14 protein-coding genes, 1 tRNA gene and 2 pseudogenes are annotated in these 18,518 nt (G+C 44.0%); 7 read left to right on the plus strand and 10 right to left on the minus strand.

The window, feature by feature from the left end; all coding sequences use genetic code 11:
* Position 1: 1 nt before the first annotated feature.
* From KDW03_RS07025 to KDW03_RS07060, 7 genes and pseudogenes are all read right to left on the minus strand, one after another.
* Entirely contained in the window at positions 2 to 1,135 is a 1,134-nt protein-coding gene (locus KDW03_RS07025; protein WP_271434382.1) for an aminotransferase class V-fold PLP-dependent enzyme, read from the minus strand.
* A gap of 16 nt (positions 1,136 to 1,151) precedes the next feature.
* Positions 1,152 to 1,772 (minus strand): 4'-phosphopantetheinyl transferase family protein, encoded by a 621-nt coding sequence (locus KDW03_RS07030; protein ID WP_271434383.1) that lies wholly within the window; start codon positions 1,770 to 1,772, stop codon positions 1,152 to 1,154.
* Complete coding sequence (gene rsmA / locus KDW03_RS07035) at positions 1,763 to 2,608, minus strand: 16S rRNA (adenine(1518)-N(6)/adenine(1519)-N(6))-dimethyltransferase RsmA (RefSeq protein WP_271434384.1); 846 nt, start codon at positions 2,606 to 2,608, stop codon at positions 1,763 to 1,765. The genes KDW03_RS07030 and rsmA overlap by 10 nt, the downstream gene beginning before the upstream one ends.
* On the minus strand, positions 2,605 to 3,615 hold the full coding sequence (gene lpxD / locus KDW03_RS07040; protein ID WP_271434385.1) for a UDP-3-O-(3-hydroxymyristoyl)glucosamine N-acyltransferase: 1,011 nt from the start codon (positions 3,613 to 3,615) through the stop codon (positions 2,605 to 2,607). The genes rsmA and lpxD overlap by 4 nt, the downstream gene beginning before the upstream one ends.
* A 13-nt stretch (positions 3,616 to 3,628) precedes the next feature.
* Positions 3,629 to 4,135 carry a flavodoxin family protein gene (locus KDW03_RS07045; RefSeq protein ID WP_271434386.1) on the minus strand — a complete coding sequence of 169 codons (507 nt, stop codon included), beginning with the start codon at positions 4,133 to 4,135 and terminating at the stop codon, positions 3,629 to 3,631.
* A gap of 115 nt (positions 4,136 to 4,250) precedes the next feature.
* Positions 4,251 to 4,994, minus strand: a pseudogene (locus KDW03_RS07050) (IS256 family transposase).
* Positions 4,943 to 5,407: a transposase gene (locus tag KDW03_RS07060; RefSeq protein WP_271434388.1), complete on the minus strand. Its 465-nt coding sequence runs from the start codon at positions 5,405 to 5,407 to the stop codon at positions 4,943 to 4,945. The pseudogene KDW03_RS07050 and the gene KDW03_RS07060 overlap by 52 nt, the downstream one beginning before the upstream one ends.
* A gap of 178 nt (positions 5,408 to 5,585) precedes the next feature.
* On the opposite strand from KDW03_RS07060, the pseudogene KDW03_RS12380 reads away from it, so the two are divergent.
* Both KDW03_RS12380 and KDW03_RS07080 read left to right on the plus strand, forming a co-directional pair.
* Positions 5,586 to 6,795, plus strand: a pseudogene (locus tag KDW03_RS12380) (ISNCY family transposase).
* A 317-nt stretch (positions 6,796 to 7,112) separates the two neighbouring features.
* Positions 7,113 to 8,432 (plus strand): PhoH family protein, encoded by a 1,320-nt coding sequence (locus KDW03_RS07080; RefSeq protein WP_271434392.1) that lies wholly within the window; start codon positions 7,113 to 7,115, stop codon positions 8,430 to 8,432.
* Between the two features lie 27 nt (positions 8,433 to 8,459).
* Here KDW03_RS07080 and KDW03_RS07085 read toward each other — a convergent pair whose 3' ends face one another.
* The 3 genes from KDW03_RS07085 to KDW03_RS07095 are packed head-to-tail and all read right to left on the minus strand — an operon-like array spanning position 8,460 to position 11,141.
* Positions 8,460 to 9,374 carry an RluA family pseudouridine synthase gene (locus KDW03_RS07085; RefSeq protein WP_271434393.1) on the minus strand — a complete coding sequence of 305 codons (915 nt, stop codon included), beginning with the start codon at positions 9,372 to 9,374 and terminating at the stop codon, positions 8,460 to 8,462.
* A 1-nt stretch (position 9,375) separates the two neighbouring features.
* Complete coding sequence (rlmN, locus tag KDW03_RS07090) at positions 9,376 to 10,482, minus strand: 23S rRNA (adenine(2503)-C(2))-methyltransferase RlmN (RefSeq protein WP_271434394.1); 1,107 nt, start codon at positions 10,480 to 10,482, stop codon at positions 9,376 to 9,378.
* The gene (locus KDW03_RS07095) at positions 10,479 to 11,141 is read right to left on the minus strand and encodes an inorganic pyrophosphatase (protein WP_271434395.1); all 663 of its coding nucleotides are present in this window, start codon (positions 11,139 to 11,141) and stop codon (positions 10,479 to 10,481) included. Before KDW03_RS07095 ends, rlmN begins: the two co-directional genes overlap by 4 nt.
* 901 nt (positions 11,142 to 12,042) lie before the next feature.
* Between KDW03_RS07095 and KDW03_RS07100 the strand changes: the two genes are divergently transcribed.
* The 5 genes from KDW03_RS07100 (at position 12,043) to KDW03_RS07120 (ending at position 18,495) form a co-directional block, all read left to right on the plus strand.
* Positions 12,043 to 12,696, plus strand: coding sequence for a TetR/AcrR family transcriptional regulator (locus KDW03_RS07100; RefSeq protein ID WP_271434396.1), 654 nt, complete (start codon positions 12,043 to 12,045; stop codon positions 12,694 to 12,696).
* Entirely contained in the window at positions 12,693 to 14,084 is a 1,392-nt protein-coding gene (locus KDW03_RS07105) for a TolC family protein (protein ID WP_271434397.1), read from the plus strand. Before KDW03_RS07100 ends, KDW03_RS07105 begins: the two co-directional genes overlap by 4 nt.
* A 13-nt stretch (positions 14,085 to 14,097) precedes the next feature.
* Positions 14,098 to 15,009: an efflux RND transporter periplasmic adaptor subunit gene (locus KDW03_RS07110; RefSeq protein ID WP_271434398.1), complete on the plus strand. Its 912-nt coding sequence runs from the start codon at positions 14,098 to 14,100 to the stop codon at positions 15,007 to 15,009.
* 9 nt (positions 15,010 to 15,018) lie between these two features.
* The gene (locus KDW03_RS07115) at positions 15,019 to 18,093 is read left to right on the plus strand and encodes an efflux RND transporter permease subunit (RefSeq protein ID WP_271434399.1); all 3,075 of its coding nucleotides are present in this window, start codon (positions 15,019 to 15,021) and stop codon (positions 18,091 to 18,093) included.
* Between the two features lie 329 nt (positions 18,094 to 18,422).
* Positions 18,423 to 18,495, plus strand: a tRNA-Phe gene (locus tag KDW03_RS07120).
* Positions 18,496 to 18,518: the final 23 nt, after the last annotated feature.

Genomic DNA, 18,518 nt, shown 5'->3' on the forward strand with positions numbered 1-18,518 from the left:
ATCATCCCTCCTTTCTAAGGATCGTATCGATAGCGCGAAGGGTTTCGGTAAGGTGTAGTACGTCCTCTTCTGTGTGAAAAAGAGAAAAACTCACTCGTAACGTGCCACCAGGAAAAGTACCAAGTTTTTTGTGGGCGAGGGGAGCACACTGCAGGCCAGCTCTCGAAGCAATATCGTATTCACTGTCGAGAATGGTCGCCAGGTCCTGAGGACTGGCAAGAGGATGGGTAAGACTTATCACTCCTACACCTTGCTCTGGTCTATACCAGGTAAAATCTGTTTTCTCGATTTCCCGCGCAAAGATTTCAACAAGCCTCTGATCATGGGAGAAGCTATCCTGGTGGGATACCCATCGGATACCCGCAAGAAGGCCTGCTATGCCAGGGAGATTGGGAGTTCCTGCCTCAAGTCGAAAAGGCATTTCTCGTGGTTGGAGGGGTTCTTCCGAGAGATACCCTGTTCCTCCCACACGCCATGGTTCAAGCTCTATCCCTTCTCCAAGCACCAGAAATCCTACTCCCATAGGTCCATAGAGGTGTTTATGACCTGTTCCTGCAATCATATCAATGGTTCCAAGTTTGGTGTGGAGGAGGCCTGCACTCTGGGAGACGTCTACAAGGACAAGAGCGCGACTGTTTTGTTTGATAGCCTGACTGATAGCCTCAACAGGGAGAATCATCCCCGTGACATTTGAGACGTGGTTGAGACATACGAGCGTTGTTCTCTCATCGAGATCAGCAAGAAAATCTTCAGGTGTATAATTTTTACCTTGTGGGCAAACAATTTTCACGTCGATGATACCTTTTTTTTCGAGTTCAAAGAGAACTCTTAAAACAGCATTGTGTTCGTATACTGTGGCAAGGACACGGTCACCGGGTTTCACCCATCCTCTGATGGCCATGTTGATCGCATCGGTTGCGTTGAGGGTAAAAATGACATTTTCCTGACGAGAACAACCAAAGAGACGGCCAATTTCTGTACGGGCGGTCTCAACGAGGGATTCAGCCTCTCGTGCAAGGCGGTGTCCTCCTCGACCAGGGTTGGCCGCATATCTTGTAAGACATTCCTGGACTTTCTCGATAACCTCGGGGGGTTTGGGGAAAGTGGTGGCTGCATTGTCAAAATAGGTATTCATCGTTTTTCCTTTGCTATTACAATACAGAGAAATCTTCTGTTTTGTCAATCTTTTGAGAGAGAAAGAAGTGATTTTCTTTTATTTCCCAGATCTGTATGGAAGAAGGTTGCTCTGGGCGGAGTGTGCATACACATCCCTTGTAGGAAGGAACAATTCTTCCCATCTCAAGCGGGAAAAAATACCATGACCCCTCGGGCGAGAGGAGTTTTCCGTTTTCATCGATCACGGAAAAAGAGGAGAGTTTTTTTCGGATACCGATGCCTATAGCTTTGAGGTAAGATTCTTTGGCGGTCCAGATTTCGTAAAATCTCTCCGCCCAGTTTATGGATGCCCAGGCCTGTTCAATGGGGTGAAAATAACGTTTAGCGAGTGCACTATACTCTCTCGGACGGCAAAACTCCACATCAACGCCGATATCTTCCTCGGCGATACCGAACAAAACTATCCTGCCACTATGAGCAAGGTTAAAGTGAATATGAGGATGAGAGGCAAGGAAAGGTTTTCCGTATGTATCTACTGCCCATACAACATTTTCTTGTGTCTTTGCCTTGAGAAGCATTTCAGCCCAGTTTCTCGCATAATGGGAGAGATGGGGGCGTTTTTGTTCTTCGGGGAGAAGAAGAATGGCTATATCCATGGCTTCTCTCCTACCATAAGGAACAGTTTCTGCCACTTCTCTGTCGGAATTTCTTCGGGACGGCTGGTTTGAGCAATTTCGAGCGTATGAAAAGCCTCCAGAAGATTTTTTTCCTCTCTTGTGCGTTTGAGATTGTTGAGGATGGTTTTTCTCTTCGAACCAAATGCCTCCAGCAAGAAGGATCGAAATGCTTGCTGGAGTTTTTCGTAGTGTTGTGGGGAGGTATCCATCACAGGATTTTTTTTGGAAATGTGGATAACAACAGAATCTACCGAGGGGATGGGGAAAAAACAACCCTTTGGCACCGTAAAGATCTGTTTCACCTCAAGAAAGCTCTGGATGAGAATCGTAAACACCCCATAGTTTTTTTCTCTCTCTGTGGCAATCATCCGCTCATAAAACTCTTTTTGTACCATGACAATTCCTTCTTCAAAGCAGGGGATGTCAATGAAACGTCGGAGAGCTTCCCCGGAGATACTGTAGGGTAGATTGGAGAGGAAAAAAAGCCTTTTCTCTCCCAGGCCCTGGACATCAAAAGTAAGAAAATCCCCTTCGAGAAAATGGATCCCCGGGTCCTGGATGAGCGATTGGACAAGACGAAAGATACCATGGTCTATCTCCAGAGCATACACCTTTCGTGGTGGAAGAAGAACAGTAAGAGATCCCAGACCACACCCTACCTCAAAGATTGGAATATCATGAGGCACCATGTTGACAATACGGGAAGCGATACTTTTATCGATGAGATAGTTTTGTCCTCGAGACCTAACAAGCCATAAACCGTTTTCCTCGAGTACCCGCTGAATTTCACTATATCGGTGAGGATTCCAGCTCATTCCCGTTCGATACCTAAACGCTTTTCGATTTCTCCAACCCGTTTTACCAGTTCAGGGAGACGAAGTTGAGCGGCAAGGATACGCTTCTGTTCCATAAAGTCTCTGGCAGGCGTACCGAAAAGAATCTTGCCCGAGGGGACTTCTTTATCTTCAACGCCGCTTTGGGCCATCACCACTACCCGATCATGGATCTTAACATGATCAGCTACTCCTACCTGACCAGCCAGGATACACCCCTCACCAAGAGATGAGCTTCCCGCAATTCCTACTTGAGCCACGATGATGGAGTGGGCGCCGATATGGACATTGTGGGCTATCTGAACAAGGTTATCAATCTTGACATCATCTTCAATAACGGTTTCTCCAAGGGCAGCTCTGTCTACAGTAACACATGCCCCAATCTCTACGTCATTTCCGATACGGATCCTTCCGATCTGGGGGATCTTGACATTTTTTCCATCATGAACCACGTATCCAAAGCCATCGCCACCAATGACCGTGTTGTGGTGGATGATGACCCTGTCACCAAGAGTGGTGAGATCATCGATCTTTACACCACTTTTGATGACACAGTTGTTGCCGATGCGAGAACCCTTGCCAATAAAAACATGGGGATAGATGATAGTGTTTTCACCGATTTCCACATCTTCCATGATACAGGCAAAAGGCAGGATTGTGACATTTTTCCCCAGCTTTGCTGTGGGATGGACATACGCCTGAGGGGAGATCCCTGTTTCGTATGGCTTGTAGGGGGAGAACCATTCCACAACGAGAGAGAAGGTGTATTTTGGTTCTTTTGCGACAAGAAAAGGTTTGCGAAGCGTTACCCCTTCTGGAACAATGAAGGCGTCGATTACTGAGTTTTCTGCATCGGCGACCATCCGCTTGTTTTCAATGAATCCAATGGTTCCGGCAACAGGATGATCCAGTCCTGAGACACCATTTATCTCAATATCCTCTCCCTCATAGGAGAGCTTTAGACGATTGGCAATTTCTGACAATCTCATTTTCCCCTCCTTATTACTCTCTTTGATCATGTTGGGCAATTTCGACCATCGTTCGAGCCCATTGGCGGGCTATTTCTTCTTGTTCGTTTTTGTTTCGATGCCACAGGGGTTCAATAAAACCCTTCATCCCGAGAAGAGACGATCCTATGAGTTGTTTCCGGAATCGTTTTTCAATCGAGCCTGCTCCCCCTGCATGGCAATAAAAACACGCTACTTTTTTCCCTGTGAGGTTAGTTGTGTTAAAAAAAGTATTAAAAGCCGGTGCCCATGTTCCTGCCCATACAGGTGTTCCAAGAAAAATCAGGTCGTACTCAGCCACATTGTGTTTCAGGGGGGCAAGCTCTGGTTCTTCTTTCATGAGAGCCGCTCTCCCATTCCACACGTATTTCATAAATCCTTTGTGGTGCTTTTCTTGTACTATGGTGAGAATTTCCAGATCTGCACCAACAGCATCGGCAATAGCTTTGCCTATGAAGGCTGTATTACCATCGTATGAGTACAATACTACAAGCGTGCGCATACCAGCTCCTTTTTTATATATTCATCTTATGGAGAGGAAAGGAAAAAGTCAAATGTTCGAATTGCTTCATAATAAAAGTACTCGAAAAGCATTGTGTCAAGAAAATTGTGTCTAGTCATAGGATAACCTCGCTGTGAATATTTTCTTTGGTGTATGAGTGTTGCTCACGATAGAGTTGAAAGTAATACTCCCAATTTTTTAACTTTCTTTTTAAGAACTTCTCATTTTGGTATCTTAATAACAGGTAAAGATATTTCTCAGCTGAAGCCTCGCTTTGACACATTTCCATTGTTTTTAATCTCCTTTTAAGTTCTTTAAAGAGTCTTTCCAGGGCATTGTTTGTATACACCATGCTTCGTATTCCTTCAGGTAATTCCATGTAAGTGAATATATTCTCTCTTATTGTCAAGAGGTTATTCATTAAGTTGGGATAGATATTTTTCCATTTTTGTATAAATTTCATAAACAATTGTTCTGCCTCCTGTTTGTCTTTGGCATGAAATACCTCTTTTATTTCAGTGGCAATGATATTTCTGTGTTGAACTCTCACTTTAGCCAGTATGTTTCTCATGACATGGACTACACAGGGCTGATACTTTGCGTGGGATATATCTCTGATGACGTTTTCATACCACTTAAGCCATCAGAGACAATAAAATGAATCTGTTTGACACCTCTTTCTCTTATATCTCAGCAAAATTTCCCGCCAGTTATAAGCACTTTCCATGCCTCCTGGCAGGTAGTATCCTAAAATCTCCCGTCTTCCCTCAGGTGTAATGCCTATAGCTACATATATTGATTCATTTTCTACCCTATCTCTTGATAGGAAACACCATAGCATCCAGAAATACCACGGCATATTCTTCTGAGAGGGCGACTACGCCACTTCTGAATCTCTTCTATGCCTACCTGGCTTATCCTTGAGATGTTAGCATAAGAAATCTTTATTTCATAAAGCTCTTTTAAAACTTCTGCTATCTTCCTTGTTGACATTCCTGATATCAACATAGCCCTGATTAATGCATCTAAGTCTTCTGTGATGCGTTTGCGATAGGGAAGAAGGGCACTTTTAAATCCATTATCCCTTGTTCTTGGAACACGTATGGCTGTAAGCTCGCCAAAAGCTGTCTTTAAATCCCTTTCGTAAAAGCCATTGCCTTTTGTGGGTGGATTGTTTTCCAGGTAAATCTCTCTTTCCTCTTTTAACATACTCTCTAATACTTCCTTGACAATTGGTTTGAATAGCTCTAAAATATTCTTCGTCTCAATCATATCTGGCCTCCTGTGATAGTTTTATTTATATTATCACAGGAGGTTATCTTTTTCCTACCAGACACAATTAAGTATACACTGCCTCGAAAAGGGAACGTTGCTTCAAAATAAAAAAGTACTTTAAATTTGTGTAAAATAATCCAGTTCAAAGAACTGGAGGTACAAGGTGGAGTTAGCGATGTTTGAAAGGAGACCTATTTACAGGGAAACGGCGAAAGAGTATCAAAAAGCCAGCAAAAAGGAAAAAATGGAGATACTGGATTATTTTGTGAGGATAACAGGCCTAAAAATCGAAACTATGCCGCCAGGCTCTTGAGAGCAACACGGAAAAAAAGGCAAGAAAAATTACCTTAAAGCCGACATAGCCAAGAAGGGCAAAAGACCTGGCAGAAAGAAAAAATTCGGCGAAGAGGAACTAAAACTTCTAAAAAAGGTCTGGGAAATTGAAAACTACATGTGTGGCAAACGTTTAAAGCCAATTTTAAATGAAGTTTTAGATAATCTCTTAGCAAACGGACATCTCCACGGTTCTCCACAGGCTATAGAACACTTGCGCCATATAAGTGCCTCAAGTATTGACCGACTTTTGAAACATGAGCGTAAAAGCTTGAGATAAAAGGACGAAAAGGTACAAAGCCTGGAAGCGCTATTAAAGCAACAAATAGCTATACGCACGTGGGCAGAGTGGGATGAAAATTGCCCTGGTTTTATGGAGATTGATCTGGTTGCCCATGAGGGAGGAAATAGCCGGGAGATTTTGCTCAAACATTAAATATGGTGGATGTTTGGAGCGGTTGGACAGAACTTGTGGCAATCAAAACAAAGCTTCAAAATGGGTAAGAGAAGCCATAGAAAAAGTCCAAAGACTTCCTTTTGATTTACGGGGAATTGATTCTGATACGGTGCTGAATATTAATCATCCTCTGCGTGATTGGTGTGAGAAGAACCAGATAAAATTTACAAGGGGGAGAAGCTCCCGTTCCAATGATAACTGCTACGTTGAGCAGAAAAACTATTCCATAGTCCGCCAGAATGTTGGATACTTCCGCTACGATACCGAGGAAGAAGTCTACTACTTGAACCAACTCTATGCCTATCTTCGACTGTATACCAACTTTTTTCAACCGGTTATGAAAATGACAGAGAAAAAGAGAATCGGAAGCAAGGTGCAAAAGAAGCATGATGATATTAAAACTCCCTACCAGCGGCTTTTAGAAAGCTCTTATGTAAGTGAGGCACAAAAGGAACGCCTAACAAGGCTTTATAAGGCTCTCGATTTGTTTCACCTAAGACAAAAAATTACGGCTTGCCAGAGAAAACTTTTCAGCCTTCAAAAGAAAAAGAATGTAAAAAACAAAAATTTGGAGGAAACTGTATGGAATTTTTGAGTACTTTTTTTTATGAGGCAATGATTCGAATTTCGAGTACTTTTTTATTTGACGCAACGGGATGTTTGTGATTTCAGGATGTGTTTTGTTAGAAATACAAAAAATCTCTCTTTTTTTAAAAAATATCTGGTTTTTCGAAAAATTGAAAAACTTTTATATGGAGATGGAGAACTTTCTGATGAATGGAGTTCTGGAAAGTAGGAGAAAAGGATTTTCTCATTTTTGGCCTGTTGTGATAAGGAGCAACAAAGTAGGGAAAACAATGGAGTTTTTTATGGAAATGTTGCATTTTTCTGCTGGCTTCTCTACCATAAAGCATGGCAAAAAAGAAAAAAACCTTTATCCTTGATACCAACGTTGTTCTTTACGATCCTATGGCGATCTTCTCTTTTCAGGAGCATGATGTTGTGATTCCTATTACTCTCCTTGAAGAGGTAGATAACTTCAAAAAGGGAAATGAGATTATTCATTTCAATGCACGCCAGTTTAGCCGGGAGCTGGACACGATTTTCAAAGACGTATCTCTCGGGAAACCTGCAAAACTTCCTGGTGGGGGGACACTCCGGATCGAAACCCGTGTCTATCCTCCTGAATCTTTGAGAGAGGTTTTCTGGGAGGATAAACCGGATCATCGGATTTTGGCGTGTGCTTATTTTATGGCTCGAGAGCTCTCTTCTCCTGTTATTATTGTTTCCAAGGATATCAATCTTCGTATGAAGGCAAGGGCTATGGGGATCCTTGCTGAGGACTATGAGACAGGCAAGGTGAAAAACATCGAAGAGCTGTATACCGGGAAAAGAACTATTGAAAATGTGGATGAGACACTCCTCTACACCCTTCAAAAAGAGAAAAATCTTCCCCCTGATTTTTTCGTACTAGATCCGCCTCCACTTCCGAACGAGTTTTTTGTTTTTAGAAATCATCAAAAAAGTATTCTTGCCACGTATTCTCCGTTTTTACCAGGATGGAAACTTATTGAAAAGCATGCATGCTATGGCATATCTCCGAGAAACGCAGAACAGGCTTTTGCCCTTCATGCCCTGACGGATCCCAATATTCAGCTTGTGACGCTTGCAGGCAAGGCAGGGACAGGCAAAACCCTCATGGCTCTGGCCGGAGCCCTCGCATGTGCGGGAGCATACAGACAAGTCCTTCTTGCACGGCCTATTATCCCCCTCTCCAATCGAGATATGGGGTATCTTCCTGGTTCCGTGGAGGAGAAACTTGATCCCTACATGCAACCGCTGTATGATAATCTTGCTGTTATTCAGCATCAGTTTGATGAGGAGAGTAAAGAAGCCGTCGAGCTTGAGGCGATGCTTGATGATGAAAGGCTTAAGATTACTCCTCTAGCCTATATTCGGGGGAGAAGTCTTCCCAGGATTTACTTTATTGTAGATGAGGCCCAAAATCTTACTCCTCATGAGGTGAAAACGATCATCACCCGTGCCGGTGAGGGAACCAAGATCGTCTTTACCGGAGATCCTTACCAGATAGATACTCCCTATCTTGATTCGAGGAGTAATGGGCTTTCTTTCCTTATTGATAGGATGAAGGGGGTTTCTCTCTATGCCCATGTTACCCTCGAGAAAGGGGAACGTTCCCTTCTTGCCGAGGTGGCTTCCAATCTTTTGTAAGGGGAAAAAGAAAAAACATCTCCGGGGTTAGGGTGTTTTTTTGAGTTTTTGAAGAAGATCTTCCATATCTTTTGGGAGTGGTACTGAAAACTCCATAAGTTTTCCTGTTGCAGGATGTGAGAAAGCAAGAAATTTTGCACAGAGGGCGATACCTTTCAGGGGATACCGTTGAGAATGCCGGGAGTAGAGGGGATCTCCCGCGATGGGATGGCCAAGAGAGGTCATATGGACACGGATCTGGTGGGTCCGACCGGTAAAGATCTCTACCTCGACATAGGCATGGTCTTGTAGATACTCAAGTACGCGGTATGCCGAGCGAGCAGGTTTCCCATTGGGCACAATAGACATCTTTTTACGGTCGTGAGGGCCTCTTCCGATGGGTGCATCTACAACCCCCTGAGGGGCGGGATGTCCTTTTACAATGGTATGGTAGATCTTTTGAATGCGATGGTTTTTGAAGTCTTCAGTGAGTTTATGATGAGCCTGGTCTGTGAGAGCCACAATCATGAGTCCCGCAGTGTCCTTGTCTAAACGATGAACGATGCCTGGACGTTGTTCTCCTCCCACGGAGGAGAGATTTCCCTGCAAAGCATACAGAAGACCATGAACGAGTGTTCCTGTTGTATGTCCTTTGGCTGGATGAACGACGATACCGGCGGGTTTGTTGATCACTGCAATGTGTTCATCCTGATAGAGAATTTCAAAATCTACTGGCTCCGGGATGAGTTCGGATGGTTCAGGATCCGGAATATCAACAGTAATGCATTCACCAGGACTTACCACATAGCTGAGTTTTTGGGGTTTGCCGTTGACCACGATGGGGATGTTTTGAGATTTGAGACTGCTTCTGGTCAGGGAGTAGCCTTCTTTCTGGAGATAGTCGGCAACTACCTTGTCAAGTCGTCCCTTTTCATGTGCAGAAAACTCTACCCGTGTGGGCATGTTAGAGGGACACCTCTCTGTTTTCCCACAAAAGACCGAGTTGTCCACAGCCAGCGGCTATGGTTTTGCCACGGCTTTTGCGGAGAGTGGCATGAATCCCTGCTTCACGGAGAAAACGAAAAAATGTCTGGACTCTTCCTCTGGAGGGGGTTTCAAGCTCTATGCCCGGAACAGGGTTGTAAGGGATGATATTCAGTACATACTTGAAGGGGAGAAGAAGCTTTCTAAGTCCCTCTACATCCTCTAGGCGATCGTTGACTCCCGCGATCAAAATATATTCAAAGGTGATTCGTCTCCCTGTGGCATCCTGGTACTCCCGTAAAACCTCTATAAGCTCATCCAGAGAGTTTGAACGAGAGATAGGTATGAGACGTTCTCTTCCCATTCGAAAAGGAGAATGGAGAGACACGGCAAGTCGTACAGGTTGATTCCACTCCGTAAAATGACGAATGCCCTCGATAATTCCGGCGGTAGAAATCGTGATGTGACGATAGCCGAGGTTGTATCCTTTGGGATGAGTGAGAATAGAGATGGATTTTTTGACTGCATCCCAATTGAGAAAGGGTTCACCCATGCCCATGTAGACTATGTTAGAGATCTTTCTCGGAGTGGTAAGAGTAAGGCCGAATAATCCGGGATGTTCCTGGATAAAGCGTTCAGCAAGAATAACCTGGGCTAGGATCTCGTCCACCTCAAGGTTACGAGAGAAACCAAGCTTTCCTGTCGCGCAAAAAACACATCCCAGGGGGCATCCTGCTTGACTCGAAATACAGAGGGTGAGACGTTTCCGAGGATCTTCGGTTTCTTCTGTAGCCTCATCCTGTTTAAGAATCACGGTTTCAATGTGATGGCCATCCAGTGTTTCAAAAAGAAGCTTCACACTTTCGTTCTCCTGGATACTATCGATAAGAGTAAGTGGCAAAAGCACCAGCTCGCCGGAAAGTTCGTCCCGCCACTTCTGTGGCAGATCGGTCATCTTTTGTATGTCGGTGATAAACTTTGTCCAGACCCAACTCCATATCTGGTTGGCTCGATGAGGAGGTTGCCCCAATGTAGTCATGTGGTGTCTGAGTTCTTCAAGGGAAAGAGAAAGCCAGCCTTTTATCACTCTTGCCTCCATGCTTTTGATGCTTCGATGGATTTCTGGTAGTGAGTGAGATAGTCTTCATGAGAACGGCGAATGACCTCATGGGCTTCATTTTGCCCGTAAACATGGGTAACTTCGCACTGGTTGTCCGTATTGTCGGGGGCATTTTTGTAGGTCAGAAAATAGTGAACAATGCGATCAAGAAGAAGAGGTGGAAGATCGTAAATATCCTGGTAGCTATCGTACACGGCATCTTTGAGGAGAACGGCAACGATCTTGTCATCGGCTTCCCCGTGGTCGATCATTCGGATACCTCCGATTGGTCTGGCATGAAGGAGGATGTCTCCATGAAAGAGAGTCTTTTCAGAAAGCACACAAATATCCAGGGGATCCATATCCCCCACGATACCTGATCGGTTGGTTTTTTCCTGGCAGAACTCTGCGATTTTTTCGGCGCAAAGGGTTTGAGGAATGAAACCATACAACATCGGCGGGACGCTGGAATAGAGCTGGGGTCTATCCACCTTGAGTATGCCTGTTTCCTTGTCAAGTTCGTATTTCACGGTATCAGACGGAACAAGCTCTATGTAGGCCGGGATAGTTTTTGGAGCGTCATCTCCAATAGCAATACCGTGCCATGGATGGGCACGAAAAACACAGTAGGGGGTAAGTTTTTTCAAGGGAAACTCCTTATGATGAGAGGATTAACAAGGGTATGTATTAGTGTAATGGAAGAGGGGAGAAAAATCAAATAGGAAGAGAGTTGTTAGAGGTGCTGGTTTTCAGTTGTGTATATCGGGAAGCAGACTGCAACATAGTAAGAGCAAATCTCAAAGCACGTGAGAGTGTGAGAGGGGATATAAAGGTTAAACGTTTAACCTGGAGTTTTCGACATATGCTATTACCTTTTTGCAGTATTATCGCGATGTTTATCACTGTGAAAAAGTAATAGCTGGAATTTTTCCCACTGTGACAAGGTAACAGCAAGAGTTTTTTCCTGCAACAAGGTAATAGCAAGAACCTTTCCCTTGCGACAAGGTAATATCTTTCTCCCTCTTCTGACTGCGACACGGTAATAGTCCCCATGGGAGGCACACTTTGACAAGGGAAGAGCGAAAGATTTCTTTTCCCCCTGCAACAAGGTAATAGCTTGTGAGTTTTACGCCTTCACTGCAACAGGGAAATAGCCTTCAGGCCCCACACATTCACTGCAAAATGGTAATAGCTGACGTTTTTCGTACTGCAACAAGGGAATAGCCCAAATGGGAGGGACACCGCGACAAGGTAATAGCAAGAGGACAGTTTTTACACTGCAACAAGGGAAGAGCACACGAGGTATAGAGAATCTTTCCCATCTTTTCTTCTCTTTGCTGAAAATTTTGACGCCTTTTTTATGGTAAGTGGACGATACTGCCTTTGAAATCATTCTCTCTAGTGGATATTGAGAGAATACGTGATCTTTATCCTGCTGAATACAAAAATTTCTTTGTCTGGAATAGCAAAATTATTTGACGAAATAAGAATTTTAGGGTATACTATTATTGGACGGACTGGTCCGTCCAAAAACAAAGGAGTATAAGTATGCTTAACGCACTTTTAGAAAATCGTTTAACAGAGAGAGAAAAGCAGATTATAGAAGTGGCAAGAAAGAGTTTTCTTACCTATGGGTATGCTGGCACCAATGTGGATCAGATTGCTCAGGAAGTAGGGATAGGCAAAGGCACCGTCTACCGTCATTTCAAAAGCAAAGCATATCTTTTTATCGCCGTTGTTCTTTACACCTATCAGGAGATGATTGCTTATTTTCTTCCTATTCCCCAGATTTCTGATCCAGCGGAGGCTTTTGTTCATTATTTGCACACCCTTATAGAACTCAATCGGAAGCTCAAGCCTTTCTTTGCCTTACTTAATCCCATGGAGTTTGGGAGAGAGTTTCAGCATGATTGTGGGGATAATCCCGAGGTAAAAAACCTCCTAGAACATTTTCAGCAACAGAGACAACAGGGAATCCAGCTTCTGGTCAGTCTTATTGAACGTCTTCAGAAGGCGGGGGCTCTTCGTAACGATATAGCACCACAAGAACTTTCGCGGATGATGTTTGTTTTGATCAATAATTATTTTCGTAAGGAGCCTGGTGTTGTTGAGGAGGATTATGATAACGAAAAAGCTTTACTTGATTTTATTTTTAGTGGACTCAATTACAAAGGAAAAGTATCAAAGGAGGATAGATCATGAAACGCTTTTTAATAGGGGTTTTTGGATTGATGGTCACGTGGGGCATGTCGCTTTCCCCAGATCTTGAGGTGATACTGACCACCGCCCTTCAAAACAATCCTACCCTGCGACAGTATCGACTTGATGCAGACATAGCGGAAGCTCAGTACCAGCAGGCCTGGGCGGATTTCTGGCTCCCGGATGTATCTGCGGGTGCTAGTTTTACCTACCTTGATCCTGATACGGTAGAGAGGGGAAAAATGAGTGTGCCTGAGTACACCATGACAAACCTGAATCTTCCCGTTATCGGCGGCGCTGGGGGTTATGTTCCTGTACCAACGATGGTTCCCAGTGGTTTTACCACGAATCAGACGGTGTTTGCGGATAACTACGGGATCCAGTTTCAGGTAGCTAAACCACTCTTCCTTGGCTTCAGACTGGCAAATGCTCTCAAGATTCGCGAACTTAACCTCAAGCTGGCTCGTCAAAAGTTTCAGGATCAGCAACAGTCGATCAAAACCAGTGTGATCCAGTCATACTACAATATTCTTGTGCTCAAGGAAAACATTCGCCTCTCCAGGCAGTTAAGCGATGCGCTTCGAAAACGCTATGAATTTATGCAGGCGAATTACAGAGCTGGTCTTGTTTCCGATTATGATGTTCTTAAAATGGAGGTTCAGTACAAGAATACCCTCCCTTCTCTTCAAAAGCTGGAAACCACCTATCAGACAGTTCTTCAGCAGTTTTTCCAGCTGGTAGGGACCAACCTGGAACCGTCAGGACAGATTATGGATGCTACGAATCTCATCCTCTCTCGGACAAACGAAGCAGAGATTCTGGAATATGTGATGAGCAACAATATTAACCTTGTGCAGATTCGTGTAAGTAGAGAGATCCAGGAGTATACGTATCGTCTTCAGCAGGCAGACAGACTTCCGACCATCAATAGCTTTTTCACTCTCAAGTACGATTACAGGCTGGAAAAAAGCGGTGAAACGGAGAGAAAATGGATTCCCTCATGGACGATAGGGGTATCGGTAAGTGTCCCTCTTGATGAGTGGCTCCCCTTCTCTAAGAATTCAGCGCTTCTTAAAGAAACCAGACTCTCTCAGGAGAAAACAGACCTCGCGATAAAAACCCTGGAGGATCAGCTGAGTCTTCAGGTGAAAAGTCTCCTTGCCCAGCTTGCGGATCAAAAGCAGACTATAGAAGCACAGAGTCTCAATATGCGTCAGGCTCAAAGGGGGCTTGAGATGGCCAATGACCGTTATCGCCAGGGCGTGGTTTCCTCTCTCGATGTCACCGATGCAGAAGCCTCGTATAGCCAGGCACAGGTTAACTATCTTCAGAGTATTTATGATTATGTGAATACCGTGGTAAAACTCAAACAGTTACTTTATGAATTGTAATAAGGAGGATATTATGAACCAGAAGAGAAGTTTTTTCTTCCAAATATTTGTGGTGATGAGTACGATACTCTTGATGGCGGGGCTTTTGAGTGGTTGTTTTTCTCGTGGCAAAAAAGCAAGAGAGGAAGAAGCCATCACTGTACTGATTCAAAAAGCCAAGGTACAATCTTTCCAGCAGTTTATTGATCTCAATGGCCAGATTGCAGGGAGGAATGAGGTCAAGGTTTATGCCGATGTTTCCGGGAAAATTGCTCAGATCCTTGTAAAAGAAGGGAGTTATGTTTCCAAAGGATCAGTGATAGCGTACATTGATAGAGCCCAGGTAGGTGCGGATTATGCCCTTGCTCCTGTCAAGGCGCCGATTAGTGGATATGTGACATCCGTGTCTGTCGTTTTGGGGCAGATGATTAGTCCTGGAACAGTACCTGTTGCCTCTATTGGATCTTTAACAGAGATGGATGTGATTATCTCGCTGCCCGAACGATTTGTTCGTGATGTAGAGATTGGACAAACAGTCTATCTTAAGGTGGCAGCGTATCCCGATGAACGTTTTACAGCCACAATTTATAGAAAAGATTTGGCTGTTGATCCCACCAGCCGTACTCTTACAGTTCGTGCTCAGATCCAGGATCCTCGTGGCAAACTTCTCTCCGGGATGTTTGCTGATGTTTCGATCCTTGTGCGTGAGTCGAGTAAAAGCATTGTGATTCCCTCAAGTGCTCTTGTAGAACTGGAAAACGGCAAGCAGGCAGTTTATGTTAACCAGGATAATGTGGCAAAAATTCGCCCTGTTTCGGTGGCTTTTGGATACAAAGACAAAGTGGCTATTCAGCAGGGGTTAAACCCTGGTGAAGAGGTAATTATTTATGGGAAAGAATTTCTCAAAGATGGAACACCCATCTATCCCGTCGAGGAAGAGAATTAGGAGGAGTCTATGTCCCTTCCAAAAATAGCGGTTGAAAGACCGGTGACCATGCTTATGGGGCTGGCAGCCCTGGTTATTCTGGGAATTGTTTCTCTTACCAAACTACCTGTAGATCTTACTCCCAATCTTGAGTTTCCTGCACTCTCGGTAGTGACAACGTATTCCCAGGCATCTCCTCAAGAGGTGGAAAAATCTATTACTCGCGTGATTGAAAGCGCAGTATCAGCCGTCAATGATATTGATTCGATTGAGTCAACCTCCTCCGAGGGTCGTTCTGTGGTGACAATTTCCTTTAAATGGGGAACAGATCTTGATGCTCGTGCAAGTGATGTGCGTGAAAAGCTGGATTTTGCCAAGAGGCTTCTCCCAAGTGATGCCTCAAGTCCCTCGGTATTTAAGTTTTCTACATCCTTGATACCAACGATGATTATTAGTATTACCGGTTCCGAGGATCAGGAGTATCTCTACAACCTTGCTGAAAACCAGATCAAACCCAAGATTGAACAAACTCCCGGAGTAGCCAATGTGTCCCTGAATGGTGGAATCAAAAAGATTGTAAGTGTGGAGGTATACAGAAACCGACTTGAGGCTTATGGTCTGAGTATTGATAATCTTGCCAACGTGCTTGCCCTTGAAAACCAGAACCAAGCAGGTGGATATACCTACGAGGGGGTTTACAAGTATCTTCTGCGCATGCAGGGTGAGTTCAAAACACTCGAGGATATTGAAAATGTGGTTGTGACAGTCAAAAATGGTATTCCCATACGTCTCAAAGAGATCGCGAGAGTGAGATATGCTAACAGTACCGACCAGGGTATTGCTCGTGTGAACGGCAAACCGGCGGTGAGTCTTACCATATATAAACAAGCGGATAGAAATACTGTTCAGGTTTCAAAGGATATTCATAAAACCTTAAAAGAACTCTCTCTTTCTTTACCGGAGACGATAAAAATCGATACCATTCTTGACACAGCCGAGGCGGTGAATAATTCGATCGCCAATGTTCGCAATGCTGCCCTTCAAGGAGGATTACTTGCTGTTGTTATTCTCTTGATGTTTCTCTGGAATTTCAGGACGGTATTGATTATTGCTATTTCTATTCCAACTTCGATTATTGCCACGTTTATCACAATGTACTTCTTTGGGGTTTCACTCAATATCGTCTCTCTTGGTGGATTGGCACTTGGTGTAGGAATGATGGTGGATAGTTCGATTGTCGTTCTTGAAAACATCTTTTACTACCGGCAGAAGGGATATGGGCGATTCAAGGCAGCCGTGCTTGCTACGGAGGAGGTAATGTTGCCTATTATTGCTTCTACCTTGACGACAGTAGCGGTTTTTCTTCCTATTGTGTTTGTCGAAGGTTTTACCGCTCAAATCTTTCGCGATCTTGCTCTTACAGTGAGTATTTCCTTACTTGTTTCATTGGTAGTGGCTATTACGGTGGTTCCCATGCTTGGAAGCCAGATGGTCCATATCGAAGAAAACTGCTATCTCCGCAAACTTGAGGATGCCTTTAATCGTTTGTGGAATGCGCTGGTAGGCTGGTATGAGAGAAGACTTGCCTGGGCTCTTGCGCACAAGAGAAAGGCACTGTTTGGTATTTTTGGAACGTTTATAACCTTAGGACTTGTGATTCTTATCTTCATTGGTAAAGAGGGTATGCCACAAACAGACCAGGGTCAGTTTTCTATTCGTGCCCAGTTTCCTGTAGGAACGAGACGGGAGTATGTGGATACTATTACCAAGGAGATGGAAAAAGTGCTTCTTGAAGCCCTTGGCAAGAATCTCAAAGCCATGCAGGTACAGATTGGTGCAGGAGGGGTTATGGCTTTTGGCGGAGAAAACGAATACACCGTAAACTTTCGTATCTCGCTTATTTCTCCCAAAAAGCGATCAAAAGGGATTAATAAAATTATTGAAGAGTCTCGAATAGCGCTCAAACCCTTTCCTGCAAAGATTACTGTTCAAAATAGTGGGGGATTTATGATGGGGGGCGGTGCAGCACTCACTGTTGAGGTGCAGGGGGATGATCTTGAACAGAGTGAGAAGCTTGTTGACCGTATCATCAAACTGGCGGAAGAAGTTCCAGAAATTCGAAATGTTTCAGCAAATAGAAGTGACTCTCTGCCTGAAATTGTTCTACGTATTAACCGTGTAGCTGCTTCCAAACTTGGTTTTAATTCGTTTACGCTCGCACAGATGATCAAGACAGCCTTTGGTGGGAAGACAGCCACGCGTTTAGCAGCAGAAGGCGGAGATATGGATGTTATTGTACAGCTTGAAGAACAATCTCGATCGTCGGTGGATGATATTTATAGTCTTCAGGTACCTTCTCCTGTAGGTCGTCTTGTGCCTCTTGCCTCTTTGCTTGATCAGTACAAAACAACGGGTCCCAAAGCCATTAATAGAAAAAATAACCGCCGAACGGTGACTATATCCATGGATTACTATGGTAAAAGCCTCAATCAAGTGATCTCCACGCTTCAAAGTCGTATCAAAAAAGAGGTTTTTGTCCCCCGTGGATTTTCGATTTCCTATGGAGGGTCATTTAAGGATATGCAGGAATCTTTTCGACAGCTGACGCTGGCCCTTCTTCTTGCTATATTCTTAGTGTATGCGGTGATGGCTTCTCAGTTTGAGTCGCTATGGGCTCCTTTCGTGATTTTGTTTACGGTGCCGTTTGGATTTGTAGGGTCATTACTCTTATTGTTTATCATGGGGAAAACGCTCAATACCATCTCTTTTCTCGGATTTGTGATCCTGGTGGGAATTGTGGTGAATAATGGGATTATTCTCATCGATCATATGAATAATCAGATAAAATCAGGCAAAAAACCCGATGAGGCTGCGCTTGAAAGTGGTGTTCGACGTATACGGCCTATTATGATGACGACCCTTACCACAATCCTGGGACTTATTCCTCTTGCCCTTGGTATAGGCGAAGGTTCTGAACTTTATATTCCTCTTGCTGTGTCTATTCTTGGAGGATTGGCACTTTCTACGGTGATTACCCTTGTGGTGATCCCCACGGTGTACGCAGCATTACGAAATAGGATTCCTATCAAGATTCATGAAGACTGAGATTCTCTCTGAGGTGCCGTTCTCTGGAGCGGCACCTTTTTTTGTAAACGTGTTTTAAGGGGTGTTTTTTGTATTTTTGTGAAAAAATCCTTTGGGGTCTTGTTTCTTTTGAGCATGAGAAAGCATGGTTTGGAACGGTGTTGAATGGAATGCGCTAAAATCTTTCCCTTGTCATGTTTCGTTTTTTGGGGAAGATGAGGAAAACCTTCTGGAAGACAGCATTGGGGATGAGAAATTTTGTCTTATATCTAAAAAAATCTCTTTTTTTCTCTTGACAAACAGAAAATTTTGCCTTAAAATAATAATCTCAAATGATGTGATACACATCTGCCGAGATAGCTCAGTAGGTAGAGCGGAGGACTGAAAATCCTTGTGTCCGTGGTTCGATTCCACGTCTCGGCAGTTTTTTTATTATAACCAGGAAA

Source organism: Thermospira aquatica, from assembly GCF_023525255.1.
Lineage (GTDB): Bacteria > Spirochaetota > Brevinematia > Brevinematales > Thermospiraceae > Thermospira > Thermospira aquatica.

Bases quoted from the DNA above. Each gene is read 5' to 3' on its own strand.
- KDW03_RS07025 (WP_271434382.1), bottom strand. From the start codon at position 1,135: ATGAATACCTATTTTGACAATGCAGCCACCACTTTCCCCAAACCCCCC.
- KDW03_RS07030 (WP_271434383.1), bottom strand. From the start codon at position 1,772: ATGGATATAGCCATTCTTCTTCTCCCCGAAGAACAAAAACGCCCCCAT.
- rsmA (WP_271434384.1), bottom strand. From the start codon at position 2,608: ATGAGCTGGAATCCTCACCGATATAGTGAAATTCAGCGGGTACTCGAG.
- lpxD (WP_271434385.1), bottom strand. From the start codon at position 3,615: ATGAGATTGTCAGAAATTGCCAATCGTCTAAAGCTCTCCTATGAGGGA.
- KDW03_RS07045 (WP_271434386.1), bottom strand. From the start codon at position 4,135: ATGCGCACGCTTGTAGTATTGTACTCATACGATGGTAATACAGCCTTC.
- KDW03_RS07060 (WP_271434388.1), bottom strand. From the start codon at position 5,407: ATGATTGAGACGAAGAATATTTTAGAGCTATTCAAACCAATTGTCAAG.
- KDW03_RS07080 (WP_271434392.1), top strand. From the start codon at position 7,113: ATGGCAAAAAAGAAAAAAACCTTTATCCTTGATACCAACGTTGTTCTT.
- KDW03_RS07085 (WP_271434393.1), bottom strand. From the start codon at position 9,374: ATGCCCACACGGGTAGAGTTTTCTGCACATGAAAAGGGACGACTTGAC.
- KDW03_RS07100 (WP_271434396.1), top strand. From the start codon at position 12,043: ATGCTTAACGCACTTTTAGAAAATCGTTTAACAGAGAGAGAAAAGCAG.
- KDW03_RS07105 (WP_271434397.1), top strand. From the start codon at position 12,693: ATGAAACGCTTTTTAATAGGGGTTTTTGGATTGATGGTCACGTGGGGC.
- KDW03_RS07110 (WP_271434398.1), top strand. From the start codon at position 14,098: ATGAACCAGAAGAGAAGTTTTTTCTTCCAAATATTTGTGGTGATGAGT.
- KDW03_RS07115 (WP_271434399.1), top strand. From the start codon at position 15,019: ATGTCCCTTCCAAAAATAGCGGTTGAAAGACCGGTGACCATGCTTATG.